This is a genomic window from Pectobacterium jejuense, assembly GCF_026800125.1.
GTDB classification, from domain to species: domain Bacteria; phylum Pseudomonadota; class Gammaproteobacteria; order Enterobacterales; family Enterobacteriaceae; genus Pectobacterium; species Pectobacterium jejuense.
Genome location: NZ_JAPQKX010000011.1, coordinates 168,564 through 184,863 on the forward strand (window position 1 = coordinate 168,564; position 16,300 = coordinate 184,863).

13 protein-coding genes are annotated in these 16,300 nt (G+C 50.9%); 11 read left to right on the top strand and 2 right to left on the bottom strand.

Going from position 1 to position 16,300, the window contains the following annotated elements; all coding sequences use genetic code 11:
• Window positions 1-149 precede the first annotated feature (149 nt).
• From clpX to NXT09_RS19070, 6 genes are all read left to right on the top strand, one after another.
• On the top strand, window positions 150-1,424 hold the full coding sequence (gene clpX, locus NXT09_RS19045; RefSeq protein ID WP_205552798.1) for an ATP-dependent protease ATP-binding subunit ClpX: 1,275 nt from the start codon (window positions 150-152) through the stop codon (window positions 1,422-1,424).
• A 192-nt stretch (window positions 1,425-1,616) separates the two neighbouring features.
• Window positions 1,617-3,998: an endopeptidase La gene (gene lon, locus NXT09_RS19050; protein ID WP_205552797.1), complete on the top strand. Its 2,382-nt coding sequence runs from the start codon at window positions 1,617-1,619 to the stop codon at window positions 3,996-3,998.
• A 197-nt stretch (window positions 3,999-4,195) separates the two neighbouring features.
• The gene (gene hupB, locus NXT09_RS19055) at window positions 4,196-4,468 is read left to right on the top strand and encodes a nucleoid-associated protein HU-beta (RefSeq protein WP_005976031.1); all 273 of its coding nucleotides are present in this window, start codon (window positions 4,196-4,198) and stop codon (window positions 4,466-4,468) included.
• Window positions 4,469-4,736: 268 nt separating this feature from the next.
• Complete coding sequence (gene ppiD, locus NXT09_RS19060) at window positions 4,737-6,617, top strand: peptidylprolyl isomerase (protein WP_268580873.1); 1,881 nt, start codon at window positions 4,737-4,739, stop codon at window positions 6,615-6,617.
• Window positions 6,618-6,755: 138 nt separating this feature from the next.
• Window positions 6,756-7,121, top strand: coding sequence for a helix-hairpin-helix domain-containing protein (locus NXT09_RS19065; RefSeq protein WP_268580874.1), 366 nt, complete (start codon window positions 6,756-6,758; stop codon window positions 7,119-7,121).
• Between the two features lie 105 nt (window positions 7,122-7,226).
• Window positions 7,227-7,625 (top strand): acyl-CoA thioesterase, encoded by a 399-nt coding sequence (locus tag NXT09_RS19070; protein ID WP_268580875.1) that lies wholly within the window; start codon window positions 7,227-7,229, stop codon window positions 7,623-7,625.
• Window positions 7,626-7,720: 95 nt separating this feature from the next.
• On the opposite strand, the gene queC is transcribed toward NXT09_RS19070, so the two are convergent.
• Both queC and NXT09_RS19080 read right to left on the bottom strand, forming a co-directional pair.
• Window positions 7,721-8,416 (bottom strand): 7-cyano-7-deazaguanine synthase QueC, encoded by a 696-nt coding sequence (gene queC / locus NXT09_RS19075; protein WP_268580876.1) that lies wholly within the window; start codon window positions 8,414-8,416, stop codon window positions 7,721-7,723.
• Between the two features lie 207 nt (window positions 8,417-8,623).
• Complete coding sequence (locus NXT09_RS19080) at window positions 8,624-9,700, bottom strand: PLP-dependent cysteine synthase family protein (RefSeq protein ID WP_306417543.1); 1,077 nt, start codon at window positions 9,698-9,700, stop codon at window positions 8,624-8,626.
• Window positions 9,701-10,068: 368 nt separating this feature from the next.
• On the opposite strand from NXT09_RS19080, the gene NXT09_RS19085 reads away from it, so the two are divergent.
• The 5 genes from NXT09_RS19085 (at window position 10,069) to amtB (ending at window position 16,174) form a co-directional block, all read left to right on the top strand.
• The gene (locus NXT09_RS19085) at window positions 10,069-10,530 is read left to right on the top strand and encodes an Lrp/AsnC family transcriptional regulator (RefSeq protein WP_039511030.1); all 462 of its coding nucleotides are present in this window, start codon (window positions 10,069-10,071) and stop codon (window positions 10,528-10,530) included.
• A gap of 78 nt (window positions 10,531-10,608) precedes the next feature.
• Window positions 10,609-12,378: a SmdA family multidrug ABC transporter permease/ATP-binding protein gene (locus NXT09_RS19090; protein WP_268580877.1), complete on the top strand. Its 1,770-nt coding sequence runs from the start codon at window positions 10,609-10,611 to the stop codon at window positions 12,376-12,378.
• Complete coding sequence (locus tag NXT09_RS19095) at window positions 12,371-14,149, top strand: SmdB family multidrug efflux ABC transporter permease/ATP-binding protein (protein ID WP_268580878.1); 1,779 nt, start codon at window positions 12,371-12,373, stop codon at window positions 14,147-14,149. Before NXT09_RS19090 ends, NXT09_RS19095 begins: the two co-directional genes overlap by 8 nt.
• A gap of 360 nt (window positions 14,150-14,509) precedes the next feature.
• Window positions 14,510-14,848 carry a P-II family nitrogen regulator gene (gene glnK, locus NXT09_RS19100; protein WP_205552781.1) on the top strand — a complete coding sequence of 113 codons (339 nt, stop codon included), beginning with the start codon at window positions 14,510-14,512 and terminating at the stop codon, window positions 14,846-14,848.
• 39 nt (window positions 14,849-14,887) lie between these two features.
• Window positions 14,888-16,174: an ammonium transporter AmtB gene (gene amtB, locus NXT09_RS19105; RefSeq protein ID WP_205552779.1), complete on the top strand. Its 1,287-nt coding sequence runs from the start codon at window positions 14,888-14,890 to the stop codon at window positions 16,172-16,174.
• Window positions 16,175-16,300: the final 126 nt, after the last annotated feature.

Sequence of the window (16,300 nt, forward strand, 5' to 3'; positions counted from 1 at the left end):
AGCGGTCTGGTGTAGCTAAAAATCAGTGTTCGACCGATAGTCTGTTGTGCGAGGTTATTTTACGCGTATTGGCTATAAGTATCGGCGTTCGTTGTAGCTGTATCGCTGTGGTTGGCCTGCGGGCAAAAGACGAAAAAGAGGTTTAACTCATGACAGATAAGCGCAAAGACGGTTCAGGAAAGTTACTGTACTGCTCTTTTTGCGGCAAAAGCCAGCATGAAGTGCGTAAGCTGATTGCCGGGCCGTCGGTGTATATCTGCGATGAATGTGTTGACTTGTGTAACGACATTATTCGCGAAGAAATTAAGGAAGTGGCGCCCCACCGTGAGCGCAGTGCGTTGCCGACGCCACACGAAATTCGCCGCCACCTTGACGATTACGTTATCGGCCAAGAGCAGGCCAAGAAGGTATTGGCCGTTGCGGTATATAACCACTATAAACGCTTGCGTAATGGTGACAGCAGCAACGGGATCGAACTGGGTAAAAGTAACATTCTGCTGATCGGTCCGACCGGTAGCGGTAAAACGCTGCTGGCTGAAACGCTGGCGCGCTTCCTGGATGTTCCGTTCACCATGGCGGATGCGACCACGCTGACTGAAGCGGGTTACGTTGGTGAAGATGTTGAAAACATCATTCAGAAGCTATTGCAGAAGTGCGATTACGATGTGCAGAAAGCGCAGCGTGGCATTGTCTACATCGATGAAATCGACAAGATTTCTCGTAAGTCAGACAACCCGTCGATCACTCGTGACGTATCTGGTGAAGGCGTGCAGCAGGCGCTGCTGAAGCTGATCGAAGGTACGATTGCCGCAGTTCCACCGCAGGGTGGCCGTAAGCATCCGCAGCAGGAGTTCTTGCAGGTTGATACCTCCAAGATCCTCTTTATCTGCGGCGGTGCGTTTGCTGGTCTGGACAAGGTGATCGAGCAGCGTACCGACACGGGACGCGGAATTGGCTTTAACGCAACGGTTAAAGGCACCTCAGATAAAGCGACCGAAGGTGAACTGCTAGGCAAAGTTGAACCGGGCGATTTGATTAAATTCGGTTTGATCCCTGAGTTTATCGGCCGTCTGCCTGTAGTGGCTACGCTGAGAGAACTGAGTGAAGAAGCACTGATTCAGATTCTGCGTGAGCCGAAGAATGCGCTGACCAAGCAGTATCAGGCGCTGTTCAATCTCGAAGGCGTCGAGCTGGAATTCCGCGATGAAGCGCTGACGGCGATTGCCAAGAAAGCGATGGCGCGTAAAACCGGTGCACGTGGTCTGCGTTCTATCGTTGAAGCTGCTCTGCTGGATACCATGTATGACCTGCCATCGCTGGAAAGCGTGGATAAAGTCGTCATTGATGAATCCGTGATTGCGGGCCAATCCGAGCCATTGCTGATCTATGGCAAGCCTGAGACACAGCAGGCGTCCGGCGAATAATTAATCAATTTGGCTGTATCAAAAAATAAAAATGGGGGATTTTATCCCCCATTTGTTTTTTACACGCATGCTGGTCGTTGAATGTGAGATATTTATCCCCATATACTCAAATACCTATTTGATGAAACCCGTGAAAACCGCGTTTCACGAGATTCCCATAACCTGGCGGAAACGAAACTAAGAGAGAGCTCTATGAACCCTGAGCGTTCCGAACGCATAGAAATCCCCGTATTGCCATTGCGCGATGTGGTGGTTTATCCGCACATGGTCATTCCGTTGTTTGTTGGTCGGGAGAAATCGATTCGGTGCCTTGAAGCCGCAATGGATCATGATAAGAAGATCATGCTGGTGGCACAGAAAGAAGCCTCAACGGATGAGCCAAGTATTAACGATCTTTTCTCGGTAGGGACGGTAGCCTCAATTCTTCAAATGCTGAAACTGCCGGACGGCACGGTAAAAGTGCTGGTCGAAGGGTTACAGCGTGCGCGTATTACGACGCTTTCTGACAGCGGTGAGCATTTCGCTGCACATGCAGAATATCTTGATTCCCCAGCGATTGATGAGCGCGAGCAGGAAGTGCTCATGCGCACGGCGATCAATCAGTTTGAGGGATACATCAAGCTAAACAAAAAGATCCCGCCGGAAGTGCTGACATCTCTGAACAGCATTGATGATGCTGCGCGTTTAGCCGACACCATTGCTGCGCACATGCCGCTGAAACTGGCTGATAAGCAGTCTGTACTTGAAATGTTCGATATCACTGAACGTTTGGAGTACCTGATGGCGATGATGGAATCCGAAATCGACCTGTTGCAGGTAGAAAAACGGATTCGTGGCCGCGTTAAGAAACAAATGGAAAAAAGCCAGCGTGAGTACTATCTGAATGAGCAAATGAAAGCCATTCAGAAAGAGCTGGGTGAGATGGATGACGCACCGGATGAACACGAAGCGTTAAAACGCAAGATTGAAGCGGCGAAAATGCCGAAAGACGCGCGTGAGAAAGCCGAAGCAGAATTACAAAAGCTGAAAATGATGTCACCGATGTCAGCGGAAGCGACGGTGGTGCGCAGCTATATCGACTGGATGGTGCAGGTGCCGTGGAATGCGCGCAGCAAAGTGAAGAAAGACTTGCTGAAAGCGCAGGAAATGCTGGATACCGACCATTATGGTCTGGATCGCGTGAAAGAACGCATCCTCGAATATCTCGCAGTACAGAGCCGAGTCAGCAAGATCAGAGGGCCGATTCTGTGTCTGGTGGGGCCTCCTGGCGTGGGTAAAACCTCGCTCGGTCAGTCTATCGCCAAAGCGACCGGACGCCAGTATGTGCGTATGGCGCTGGGTGGCGTGCGTGACGAAGCGGAAATCCGCGGCCACCGCCGTACCTATATCGGTTCCATGCCGGGCAAACTGATCCAGAAAATGGCAAAAGTTGGTGTGAAAAACCCGCTATTCCTGCTGGATGAGATCGACAAGATGTCTTCTGACATGCGTGGCGATCCGGCTTCTGCCTTGCTGGAAGTGCTCGATCCTGAGCAAAACGTGGCGTTTAACGATCACTATCTGGAGGTCGATTACGATCTGTCCGATGTGATGTTTGTTGCGACGTCTAACTCCATGAACATCCCGGCACCGTTGCTTGACCGTATGGAAGTCATTCGTCTTTCCGGCTATACCGAAGACGAAAAACTGAATATCGCCAAACAGCATCTGCTGCCGAAACAGATCGAACGTAATGCGCTGAAAAATGGCGAGCTGTCGGTAGAAGACAGCGCGATTGTTGGCATTATCCGTTATTACACGCGTGAAGCTGGCGTACGTAGTCTGGAGCGTGAAATCTCCAAGCTGTGCCGTAAAGCAGTAAAAACGCTGTTGATGGATAAATCCACTAAGCATATCCAGATTTCGGGCGATAACCTTAAGGATTTCCTTGGGGTACAGCGCTTTGACTATGGTCGTGCGGACGATGAAAATCGCGTAGGGCAGGTGACCGGACTGGCCTGGACGGAAGTGGGCGGCGATCTGCTGACGATTGAAACGGCTTGCGTACCAGGCAAAGGTAAGCTGACTTATACCGGTTCACTGGGTGAAGTCATGCAGGAGTCGATTCAGGCTGCACTTACCGTGGTTCGTGCCAGAGCGGAAAAATTAGGCATCAATGCTGATTTTTACGAGAAGCGTGATATCCACGTTCACGTTCCAGAAGGTGCGACGCCGAAAGACGGTCCGAGTGCGGGTATCGCGATGTGTACCGCGCTGGTTTCTTGTTTGACCGGTAATCCGGTGCGTGCCGATGTGGCGATGACGGGGGAGATTACCCTGCGTGGTCTGGTACTGCCGATTGGTGGTCTGAAAGAGAAACTGCTGGCTGCACACCGTGGTGGTATCAAGACGGTATTGATTCCTGATGACAACAAGCGCGATCTGGAGGATATCCCACAGAACGTGATTGCCGATCTGGAAATCCATCCGGTGAAACGTATTGAGGAAGTGTTAGCGTTAGCGTTGCAGAATGCGCCTTCTGGCATGCAAGTGGTCTCTACGCCTAAAGCCAAGACCAAAGCCAAGGCAAAATAGTGACCTGTCGCAAAAACCCTTGAGAAAATCAGGGCTGGTGAGTGAAATCGTGCTTGCCAGCTTTTTTTTGTACCGCTAAGTTAGAGCACTGTTAGTTTTAGCCGTAACTGGCTAAGCATGACAGCATTGATAATAAGTTACGTGTCGCGTCTTGGGACATTGAAGCGCGATAAGAGAATTCCAGAGGGGATGACAGAGTGAACAAGTCACAATTGATCGACAAAATTGCCGCAGATGCTGATATTTCCAAAGCGGCAGCAGGGCGTGTGTTAGATGCAATTATTGGTTCCGTTACCGAATCCCTGAAAGAAGGGGATGATGTTGCTTTGGTCGGTTTTGGTACTTTCTCAGTGCGTGAACGTGCTGCTCGTACCGGCCGTAACCCGCAAACTGGTAAGGAAATCAGTATCCCTGCGGCGAAAGTACCAGGATTCCGTGCTGGTAAAACGCTGAAAGACGCCGTTAACTGATTATTACGTCACAGGTTTGGCGGATAACCACTTTGGGCGCCAAACAATACCTGACGCAATGATATTGGTAGGGTAAGATACGAGGCGCATCATTTTATGATGTGCCTTTTATTTATTAGGACTATACATACCCGACACATGGCAGACGTGGCGGGCAATAAGCTTAAGTGCGCCCTAGCCTTGTATTGGGCTATAGCAATCGCAAGGATGCATGGCTCCGGCCAGCGCAGGGAGTTTTATCCATTCTACAGCGGAGTGTTGTCACATTATGATGGACAATTTACGTACGGCCGCGAATAACGTCGTGCTCAAAATTATTCTTGCTTTGATCATCGCATCATTCGTTCTAACTGGCGTTGGTGATTATCTTATTGGTGGTTCAGGAGATTACGCTGCAAAGGTGAACGGGCAGGAAATTACCCGCGCACAGCTTGAGCAGGCGGTACAGAACGAACGCAGTCGTCAGCAGGAAACCTTGGGGGAGAATTTCTCTCTTCTGGCGAGTAATGACGGCTACATGCAGCAATTACGTAGGCAGGCACTCTCCCAACTCATTGATGAAACCTTACTGGATCAGTATGCCAACAAGCTGGGACTGAACATCAGTGATGAGCAAATCAAACAGGCGATCTTTGACGTTCCCGCGTTTCAGACCAACAACCGTTTTGATAATGAAAAGTATCTGGATCAGGTTCGTCGCCTTGGCGTAACGCCGGATATGTATGCTCAGATGCTGCGTAAGCAACTGACTTCACAGCAACTGATTCGCGGCTTTGGCAATACCGCATTCCTGCTGCCGCAGGAGATCGATAACCTGGTGAAACTGGCTGCACAAGATCGCGTTGTCCGTGTCGCAACCATTGATATTGCTGCCAAGGCGAAAGCGCAGACGGTTGCTGACGATGAGATCCAGAGTTATTACGATCAAAACAAAGGGAATTTCATCGCACCGGAAGAATTCAAAGTCAGCTATATCACGCTGGATGCGGCAAGCATCATGGACGGCGTGAAAGTTGACGATGCTGCCATCAACGATTTCTACGAACAGAACAAGAACGACTATTCTCAACCTGAGCGCAAGAAATTCAGCGTTATTCAGGTGAAGAATGAGGCCGATGCCGCGTCTATTCTGGATGCGCTGAAGCAAGGCGGTGATTTCGCTACGCTGGCGAAAGAAAAATCAACGGACGTTATCTCGCGCCGCAACGGTGGCGATCTGGGATGGATGGACGAAAACAGCATGATTGATGAGCTGAAGCAGGCAAAACTGACGGAGAAAGGTCAGGTTTCCGCAGCGATTAAATCCTCTGTTGGCTATCTGATTGTGCGTCTGGATGATGTTCAGCCGCAGCAGGTCAAACCGCTGAGCGAAGTGCGTGCCGAGATCGCTGAGAAAGTGAAGCACGAGAAAGCGCAGGATGGCTACTATGCGCTGCAACAAAAAGTCAGCGAAGCGGCCAGCAATGACAACGAGTCTCTGGCTTCAGCAGAAGAAGCTGCTGGTGTGAAAGCAACGCAGACCGAGTGGTTTACGCGTGAGAAAGTTCCCGCTGCGCTGAACTTCCAACCGGTAACGCAGGCTATCTTTAGCGGTGCGCTGCTGGGCGAGAATGGTGCTGCGGGCAACAACTCTGATGTGATTAACGTCGACGGCGATCGTGCTTTCGTTCTGCGTATCACTGAGCACAAGCCTGAAAGTACTCGCCCTCTGGATCAGGTTCGTACCGAGATCGTAGAGACGCTGAAACGTCAGAAGGCTGAACAGCAGACTCGTGTAGATGCTGAAAAAATTCTGGCTGAGCTGAAGCAAGGTAAAGATGATGCGCTTAAAGCTGCGGGTCTGAGCTTTGGTGAGGCAAAAACGATGTCTTCTATCTCTCAGGGTGATGCAATGGCTGAGGCAATCTTTGCTATGCCGCATCCAGAGAAAGATAAGCCATCTTATGCGATTACTCAGGATCAAGCCGGTAATGTCGTGCTGGTCGCGCTGGATAGCGTGACGCCACATCAGCTAAACGATGAGCAGAAAACACAGTTTGCTAGCCAGGTTCAGCAAGGTTCTCTGGGGGCGCTGTTTGATTCTCTGCTGTCCAGCTTACGTAGTGAAGCGAAAATCAAGATGGGCAATGCGGCGCAAGAACAGCAATAAGCTCCGCAAAAATTTGCAAATCGTTGCAACAACAAAAGGCCGCTTTCGCGGCCTTTTCCACATTTAAATTCTGCTGTTTGCGGTGTTGATGGGTCTGCGGCAAGGTAGCCGTGCTGTCACACACAAGGAGGAAACAGCATGAAAAAATCAGGAATAAAAGCACTGTGCTTAATCATTGGGATGAGCTTGTCTGGGTTGCCATTACTGAGTCAAGCGGCACCTAAAGCCGCTGACAGTACGGTAACAGTGGTGAAGTCTGCGCCAGCAGATCAGAAAGCGGAAAAAGCAACGCTGCCTGATGGTGATGAGGATAAGGTAAGCATTAATGCAGCAAGCGCCGCTGATTTGGCGGAAATAATGAACGGTGTTGGCCTTAAAAAAGCGGAAGCGATCGTTACCTATCGTGAGCAAAATGGTCCTTTTACCCAGATCGATCAATTAACTGAGGTCCCAGGAATTGGGGCTGCGTTGGTTGAGCGAAATCTCTCTCGTTTAAAACTGTGATGTCAGTCGCAGCCCAGTCGAGCACTTCCTCTGGGCTGCGAACCTCTGCTAGGCTAATTATCAGGTCATACCAGTTGTTGGTTTTGTCACAGGAGTATTAGCGCTATGCAGACTTTCATTACCGTTCGTGGTTATCACATTGATGTTTACCAGCACGTTAATAACGCGCGTTACCTGGAATTTCTGGAAGAGGCGCGTTGGCAATGGCTGGAAACGTTGCCTGCTTTTGGCTGGATGCATAGCAACAATATCGCTTTCGTCGTGGTGAACATCAATATCAACTATCGCAAGCCTGCCGTTCTCGGTGACGTGCTGCGTATTGATAGCGAATTACTGCAGATGAATACAAAGAGTGGGGTGATCAGCCAGAAGATAACCCGAGTGTCTGATGAAAGCGACGTGGCTGATGCCACGCTGACATTTGTCTGCATCGATTTATCGACGCAAAAATCACTGTCGCTGGAGGGAGAACTACTGGAACACCTAAACGAGATTCGCCGTTAACATGGAGCAGCAGGCCATTCTCTGTAAGCATGGCCTGCTGTTTTTACATGATGTGATGTTTCTGCGTATAGGGTTCTGCATGGCGACGTGAAGTCTCAGCGTAATCCTGTCTTCTGCTTCAGCGATGCCATGATAGCCACTGAGTCGTTTTGATACTGCGCGAGCCCGTTTGCTCGCAAATGGCAGGCGGCACATTGACCACATCCATCACCCTTGATGCCGTTATAGCAAGTTAGCGTGTGGTAACGAACGGTCTCGAGTTGCTGGTAATAATCCGCTAGCGCCCATGTTTCGGCCTTATTAAGCCACATCAGTGGGGTTTCAAAACGGATATCGCGGGCAATACCTAAAACAATGGCCTGGTTCATGGCTTTGACGAATTCGTCGCGGCAATCAGGGTAGCCGGAAAAATCGGTCTCACATACACCAGTAATGACGGCCTCGGCACCAACCTGGTAGGCGTAGATAGCGGCGAGCGTCAGGAAAAGAATATTTCTTCCTGGAACGAAGGTATTGGGGATGCCTTGCGCATTGGCGTCGTAATCGGGAACGGGAATACTGTCACGCGTGAGGCTGCTAGTGGCGAGTTCATTCAGCAAGCCGACGTCCAAAACCTTATGCGCTGTTGCCCCCAGTTTCTGGCTGAGTTCCTGAGCGACATCAATTTCCGCGCGGTGGCGTTGCCCATAATCGAAGGTGATGCAGTGGACGTCATCATAATCTTGCAGAGCCTGAATCAGGCAGGTTGTGGAATCTTGTCCACCGCTAAAAACGACAACAGCACGCTTCATTCTTCATTCACCTTAACGCGACGTTAACCGCAATACGTCTGTAACGTACAGCGGTGTAAAGTCGCTATTTTACCTGAAAAGCTCTGTTAGCTGAAAAATCATGTTATCTGAAAAGCGCGGTTATCTGAAAAACCACGTTACCTGAAAAAACCTGTTACCTGAAAAATAGCCCGTATTCACTGCCGTTGTGTGTTGAATCGGCTGTCGTCACGTCAGGCTGGCTTCAGGGGAAAGGTGAGTCATCTCTGGGTTGTTCAGTTCATTGAGATAAGGGCTAATGTCACCAATATTTTTTTCTACCCAACTGCTGTTGTAGTAGGTGTCCAGATAGCGTTCGCCGCTGTCGCAGAGCAGAGTCACAATCGCCCCTTTTTGACCTCGCTTCACCATCTCTTTGGCCAGTTGCAGCATACCCCAAACGTTGGTACCGGTAGAGGCTCCTGCTTTGCGACCTAACACGCTTTCCAGCCAGTACAGCGTTGCGATGCTGGCGGCATCCGGCACTTTGATCATGCTATCAATGACGTCAGGAATAAAAGACGGTTCGGCACGCGGGCGGCCGATCCCCTCGATCCGACTGCCGCACGGGCCAGTGATGGAGCGATCCCGCTTTTGGTAACAGTCGTAGAAGACGGAGTTTTCTGGATCGACGACGACTAGTTGCGTATCCAGCCCCTGATAGCGAATGTAGCGTCCGAGCGTGGCTGACGTACCGCCAGTTCCTGCGCTCATCACGATGTAATCTGGTACGGTATGCGGTTCACGTGCCATTTGGCGGTAAATGCTGTCGGCAATATTGTTATTGCCACGCCAGTCGGTGGCGCGCTCTGCGTAGGTGAACTGATCCATATAATGGCCGTTCATCTCTTGCGCGAGCTGTTCGGATGCCGCATAGATTTGTCCTGCCTGTTCGACAAAATGGCAGCGCCCGCCATAGAAAGCGATTTGCTCGATTTTTCTTTTTGCGGTGCAGGAAGGCATAACGGCGATAAACGGTAGGCCAAGCAAGCGTGCAAAGTAGGCTTCTGACACGGCGGTGCTGCCGGATGACGCTTCAATAATCGGCGTGCCTTCTTTAATCCAACCGTTGCACAGCCCGTAGAGAAACAAAGAACGCGCCAGGCGATGCTTCAGACTGCCGCTGGGATGTGTGCTTTCATCTTTGAGGTAAAAATAGATACCCGGATAATCCGGCAGGGTCAGACGGATAAGATGCGTATCAGCCGAACGCTGAAAATCTGCTTCGATAGCGCTGATGGCATTTTTAACCCAGGCATTGGTCATGATGAAAACTCGGTTAGGCAGTGATGCGAATAGAGTAACGAGTTTTCGGGATAAAAAAATTACCTTTTTATCTCCCTGTAGATAATTTAAGGGAATTATTTACCCTTTTATTCTTTATGTGTGGGTTATTTTTCTACTAAAGCGCATAGCGAGGCGCTATCTCAGAAATTATGGTGACGGCGGGGCTCATGTAACGAAGGCCAGTAAGGTTATCGCTATGTCGATGTTGCCAATAATGCTATCACCACGATTCTGGGCGGGAAGAACATTACTTTTCTCTCTTAATGGAGGAAAGTAGGGAGAGTTTTCTATCAGCAGCGCTATTTTTAGGTAAAACTACATTAGGTAAAACCATATTAGGTATAACTATGTTAGATAAAATTGATCGCACACTGCTGAATATGCTGCAACAGGATTGCACGCTTTCACTACAGACGCTGGCCGATGCGGTTAATCTGACATCCACGCCGTGCTGGAAACGTCTGAAGCGTCTGGAAGAAGAAGGGATCATCCGGGCTAAGGTGGCGCTACTGGATAATGAGCGTCTGGGGTTAGGGCTGACGGCGTTTGTCTTATTGAAGACACAGCAGCACAACCGAGACTGGTATCAGACTTTCACCCGCGTGGTATCCGACATGCCGGAGGTGTTGGCTTTCTATCGTATGGCTGGCGAATACGATTACCTGATGCAGGTTCAGGTCGCTGATATGAAAAGCTATGATGATTTCTATAAGCGGCTGGTGAATGGAATTCCCGGGCTGGTCGATGTAACATCTAGCTTTGCTATGGAACGAATCAAACATACCACGGCATTGCCCTTATCCCTGTGATTCATCATCCATCCGTCTTTTGTATAATCACTTGTCTGAGTCTGTCATGACCCGTCTGGCTATTGGAATGAAAACCGCGTGAGACTTTTTGCTCAACTGAGTTGGTATTTTCGCCGCGAATGGCGGCGCTATCTGGGTGCTGTTGCGCTATTGATTGCGATTGCCATCCTGCAATTGCTGCCTCCTAAATTGGTCGGCGTGATTGTCGATGGTGTGACGCAGCACGGCATGTCGATGACCGAAATGATGAAGTGGATTGGCGTGATGCTGCTGACTGCCGTCATGGTCTATCTGCTGCGCTATGTGTGGCGAGTGTTTCTGTTTGGTGCGTCATACCAGTTGGCGGTTGAGCTACGAGAGGATTTTTATCGTCAACTGAGCCGCCAGCATCCGGCGTTTTACCAACGTCACCGTACCGGCGATCTGATGGCGCGTGCGACTAACGATGTCGATCGCGTGGTCTTTGCCGCTGGAGAAGGCGTGCTGACGCTGGTTGATTCGATGGTGATGGGGTGTGCCGTACTGGTTGTCATGTGTACTCAAATCAGTTGGGAACTGACCCTGCTGGCGCTGCTTCCTATGCCGGTCATGGCGATTTTCATCAAACGCTACGGCACCCAATTACATAACCGTTTTAAATCCGCACAGGCCGCGTTTTCTTCGCTTAACGATCAGGCGCAGGAAGGTTTGACCAGCATTCGGATGATTAAAGCCTTCGGGTTGGAAAACTATCAGTCCGCGCGTTTTGCGCAAGCTGCGGCGGATGCTGGTGCCAAAAATATGCACGTTGCTCGAGTGGATGCCCGCTTCGATCCCACGATTTATATTGCCGTGGGGCTGTCGAATTTACTGGCGATTGGCGGCGGCAGTTGGATGGTGATTAACGGTTCGCTGACGTTAGGCTTGTTGACCAGCTTTGTCATGTATCTGGGATTGATGATCTGGCCGATGCTGGCACTGGCCTGGATGTTTAATATTGTCGAGCGTGGTAGCGCGGCATATAGCCGTATTCGACAGCTGCTTGCGGAAGAGCTCGTGGTGAAAGACGGTGAGGAATCACTGCCTGCCGAGCGTGGCATATTGGAAGTGAATATCTCCGCGTTTCGCTACCCGGATAATACCCGTGATGCTTTACAACATATTCAGTTTACGCTGGCGCCGGGCAATATGCTGGGGCTATGTGGGCCGACAGGATCGGGGAAAAGTACGCTGCTGGCGTTGATATTGCGTCATTTCGATACCCAATCAGGAGAGATTCGTTATCACGATCGTCCATTGAGCGCCATTCGGTTGGATGAACTGCGCAGCCGTTTTGCCGTTGTGGGGCAAATGCCTTTTTTGTTTTCCGATACGGTGGCGCAAAACATCGCACTGGGTCGGCCTGATGCTACCCAGCAAGAGATAGAACAGGCGGCACAGCTTGCCAGCGTTCATGATGACATTCTACGTTTACCTCAGGGCTACCAGACTGAAGTTGGTGAGCGCGGCGTGATGTTATCTGGCGGTCAAAAACAGCGCATCGCGATTGCCCGTGCGCTGCTGCTGGATGCTGAAATTTTGGTGCTGGACGATGCGCTGTCTGCGGTTGATGGGCGTACGGAACACCAGATTTTGCAGAATCTCAAAACCTGGGGCGAAAAGCGGACGCTGATCATCAGCGCACATCGCCTGTCAGCCCTAACCGAAGCGAATGAAATCGTGGTGTTGCAGCAAGGACAAACGGTGCAGCGTGGCACACACCGGACGCTGGCGGCACAACCTGGCTGGTATCGGGATATGTACCGTTATCAACAGCTGGAGGCGGCACTGGATGATGTGCCTCAGTTGGAAGGAACGAAAAATGAATAGCCCTCAACAGTTTTGGCCAACCCTGAAACGCCTGCTGGCCTATGGTTCCCCCTGGCGAAAACCGTTGTTACAGGGCGTCCTGATGCTGTGGATTGCTGCAATTGCTGAAGTCTCAGGCCCTGTGTTGGTGAGCTATTTCATTGACGATTTGGTAGCAAAAGGCCAGTTCCCGCTGGCGATTGCGGCGGGCCTGGCAATGGCCTATATCCTGCTGCAAATTCTGGCGGCCTCGCTGCACTATTTCCAGACGCTGCTGTTCAACCGCGTTGCGGTTGGTGTCGTCCAGCAACTGCGCATTGATGTGATGGATGCGGCGTTGCGCCAACCGTTGAGTACATTTGATACGCAACCTGTCGGGCAACTGATTTCACGTGTTACCAATGACACCGAGGTGGTTAAAGACCTGTACGTCATGGTGGTGTCAACGGTATTACGCAGTGCGGCGCTGGTTGGTGCGATGCTGGTGGCGATGTTCAGCCTTAACTGGCAGATGGCGCTGGTTGCACTGATGATTTTCCCTGCGGTAGCGACGGTCATGGTGCTGTACCATCGCTTTAGTACGCCGATTGTGCGCAAGGTGCGGAGCTATCTGGCTGACATCAATGATGGCTTCAACGAAGTGATTAATGGCATGGGCGTGATTCAGCAGTTTCGCCAGCAGGCCCGCTTTGGCAAGAAACTGGGGGCCTCCAGCTATGAGCACTATGAAGCTCGGATGAAAGCCCTGCGTCTGGAAGGTTTCCTGCTGCGGCCGTTGCTGAGCCTGTTTGCCGCGCTGGTGCTGTGTGGCTTGTTAATCCAATTCGGTTTCAGCTCAATGGGATCGGTTGGCGTCGGGGTCTTGTACGCGTTTATCAACTATTTGGGCCGTCTGAATGAACCGCTGATTGAACTGACAACTCAGCAAACGATGTTACAGCAGGCGGTTGTCGCCGGTGAGCGTATCTTCGAACTGATGGATGGCAAAAAGCAGCGCTACGGTGATGACGAGCGTCCTCTGGCGACAGGGCGTGTCGATATTGACGATGTCTCTTTCTCGTATGGCACAGAAAAACGCGTGCTACAGAATATTTCTCTGACGATACCAGAGCGCGGATTCGTCGCGCTGGTCGGGCATACTGGCAGTGGAAAAAGTACGCTAGCCAGTTTGCTGATGGGATATTACGCGCCGGATGAGGGGGAGATTCGGCTTGATGGCCGCCCGCTGTCAACGCTCTCTCATGCGGTGTTGCGCCAAAATGTGGCAATGGTGCAACAGGATCCGGTTGTGCTGGCGGAATCCATGTTTGTGAATGTGACGCTGGGGCGTGATATCAGCGAAGAGGCTGTCTGGCGCGTGCTGGAAGTGGTTCAACTTGCTGAACTGGTTCGGGCTTTCCCTGAAGGATTACATACGCGCATTGGCGAGCAGGGGAATAACCTGTCTACCGGACAAAAGCAGCTGTTGGCGATTGCGCGGGTACTGGTGCAAACGCCTAAGATCCTGATTCTTGATGAAGCGACGGCGAATATTGACTCGGGTACGGAGCAGGCGGTGCAAAAGGCGCTGCGCATTATCAGGGAACAGACAACCTTGATTATTATCGCCCATCGGCTTTCCACTATCGTTGAAGCCGACACGATTATGGTGCTCCATCATGGGCAAACCGTTGAGCGGGGGACGCATGAGCAACTGCTGCAACAGCAGGGGCGCTATTATCAAATGTATCAATTACAGCTCGCTGGAGAGGATCTTGCAGCCACCAGCACTGAGCCTGATCCTGCGCACTAAGACTTATCTGAGATAGTCTCTCGGTCTGCACCGCCTTGTTTGGTGCAGACTGACAGTCTATTCATGGCTTCGCACCATCAATAAGCATCGTGATTCTGGTTTTCCCCCGCACTGCACTGAAAATACTCTTTGTGCACCAAATTAGTGCAATTCTTGCCCGATTCTTCCTGCATTTCTTTCCCACCGGGTTTTCTTTTTGCCCTTTCTTATCGTTAATCGCGTTCTCTTTCCTGATTTGTGCCAGATAAATCATTTATGGCACACCCTTTGCTTTAGTCATGACGTAGACCTACTTCATAGAGCATGTAATCGAACAAGTGACGGGCGAAAGCCTGAACGTAATGGCTAGGGGGAAGATAAATGAAACTGGTTACTGTGGTGATAAAACCATTCAAGCTGGAAGATGTACGTGAAGCGTTATCTTCTGTCGGCGTCCAGGGACTCACCGTCACTGAGGTGAAAGGATTTGGTCGTCAGAAAGGGCACGCGGAGCTATACCGCGGCGCAGAATACAGCGTTAATTTTTTACCTAAGGTAAAAATTGATATCGCGATTGCAGACGACCAGTTGGATGAAGTGATCGACGTCATCAGCAAAGCTGCGTACACCGGAAAAATTGGTGATGGCAAAATTTTTGTCGCCGAGTTGCAAAGGGTTATCCGTATTCGTACGGGTGAAACTGACGAATCCGCACTTTAACAACACCTAACGTAGATACGTAAATAGGGATGGATGAAAATGAAAAAATTACTCTCTTCATTAGGTCTCGGTGTGGCGGCATTACTCCCGTCCTGGGCAATGGCTGCGACACCGACGATTGATAAAGCGGACAACGCTTTTATTATGATTTGTACCGCACTGGTACTCTTTATGACTATACCGGGCATCGCACTGTTTTACGGCGGCCTGATTCGTTCTAAGAACGTTTTGTCCATGATGACGCAGGTGAGCGTAACGTTCGCGATGGTTTGTATCCTGTGGGTCGTTTACGGATATAGCCTGGCCTTCAGCGAAGGTAACGCCTTCTTCGGTGGTTTCAGCACCTTTATGCTGAAAGGCATCGGGATTGAATCCATCAGTGGCACCTTCTATCAGTTCGTACACGTGGCTTATCAGGCTTCCTTTGCCTGTATCACCGTTGCGCTGATTGTTGGGGCGATTGCTGAGCGTATCCGTTTCTCTGCTGTACTGATCTTTGTTGCGCTGTGGCTGACGTTCTCCTACCTGCCGATGACGCACATGGTATGGGGTGGTGGCTATCTGGCTGCGGATGGCGCGCTGGACTTTGCTGGTGGTACGGTGGTTCACATCAACGCCGCAGTTGCTGGGTTGGTTGGTGCTTACCTGCTGGGCAAACGTGCTGGTTTTGGCAAAGAAGCCTTCAAACCGCATAACCTGCCGATGGTGTTTATCGGTACGGCGATCCTGTACATCGGCTGGTTTGGTTTCAATGCGGGTTCTGCGGGTGCTGCGAACGGTATCGCCGCTCTGGCTTTCCTGAATACCGTTGTCGCGACTGCTGCTGCAATTCTGGCATGGGTTGGCGGTGAGTGGATGGTCCGCGGTAAGCCTTCTCTGCTGGGCGCATGCTCTGGCTGTATCGCGGGTCTGGTGGCAATCACGCCAGCAGCGGGTACGGTTGGCGTGGGTGGCGCAATGATCATCGGTCTGGCTGGTGGTGTTGCAGGTCTGTGGGGCGTGACGGTACTGAAAAGATGGCTGCGTGTGGATGACCCGTGTGATGTGTTCGGTGTTCACGGCGTGTGCGGTATCGTTGGCTGTATCCTGACTGGCGTATTCACTTCTGCATCACTGGGCGGTACTGGCTATGCGGAAGGCGTGACGATGGCACACCAGATTTGGGTGCAGCTGTTCAGCGTGATTGTTTGTCTGGTGTGGTCTGGCGTGGTGGCATTTATTGCCTTCAAGATCGCGGATATGGTTGTCGGCCTGCGTGTACCTGAAGATCAAGAGCGCGAAGGTCTGGACGTCAACAGCCATGGCGAGAGCGCTTACAACCAATAAGAACGCATAAATTAATCAGTGAGATAGTCAGAATACAGTAAGCAGGCGTGGGGGAGACTCCACGCCTGTTTTATTATCAGTCTTAAACTAACCACCCCGGATGAGGTGGTCTTTTACGTTACTAGG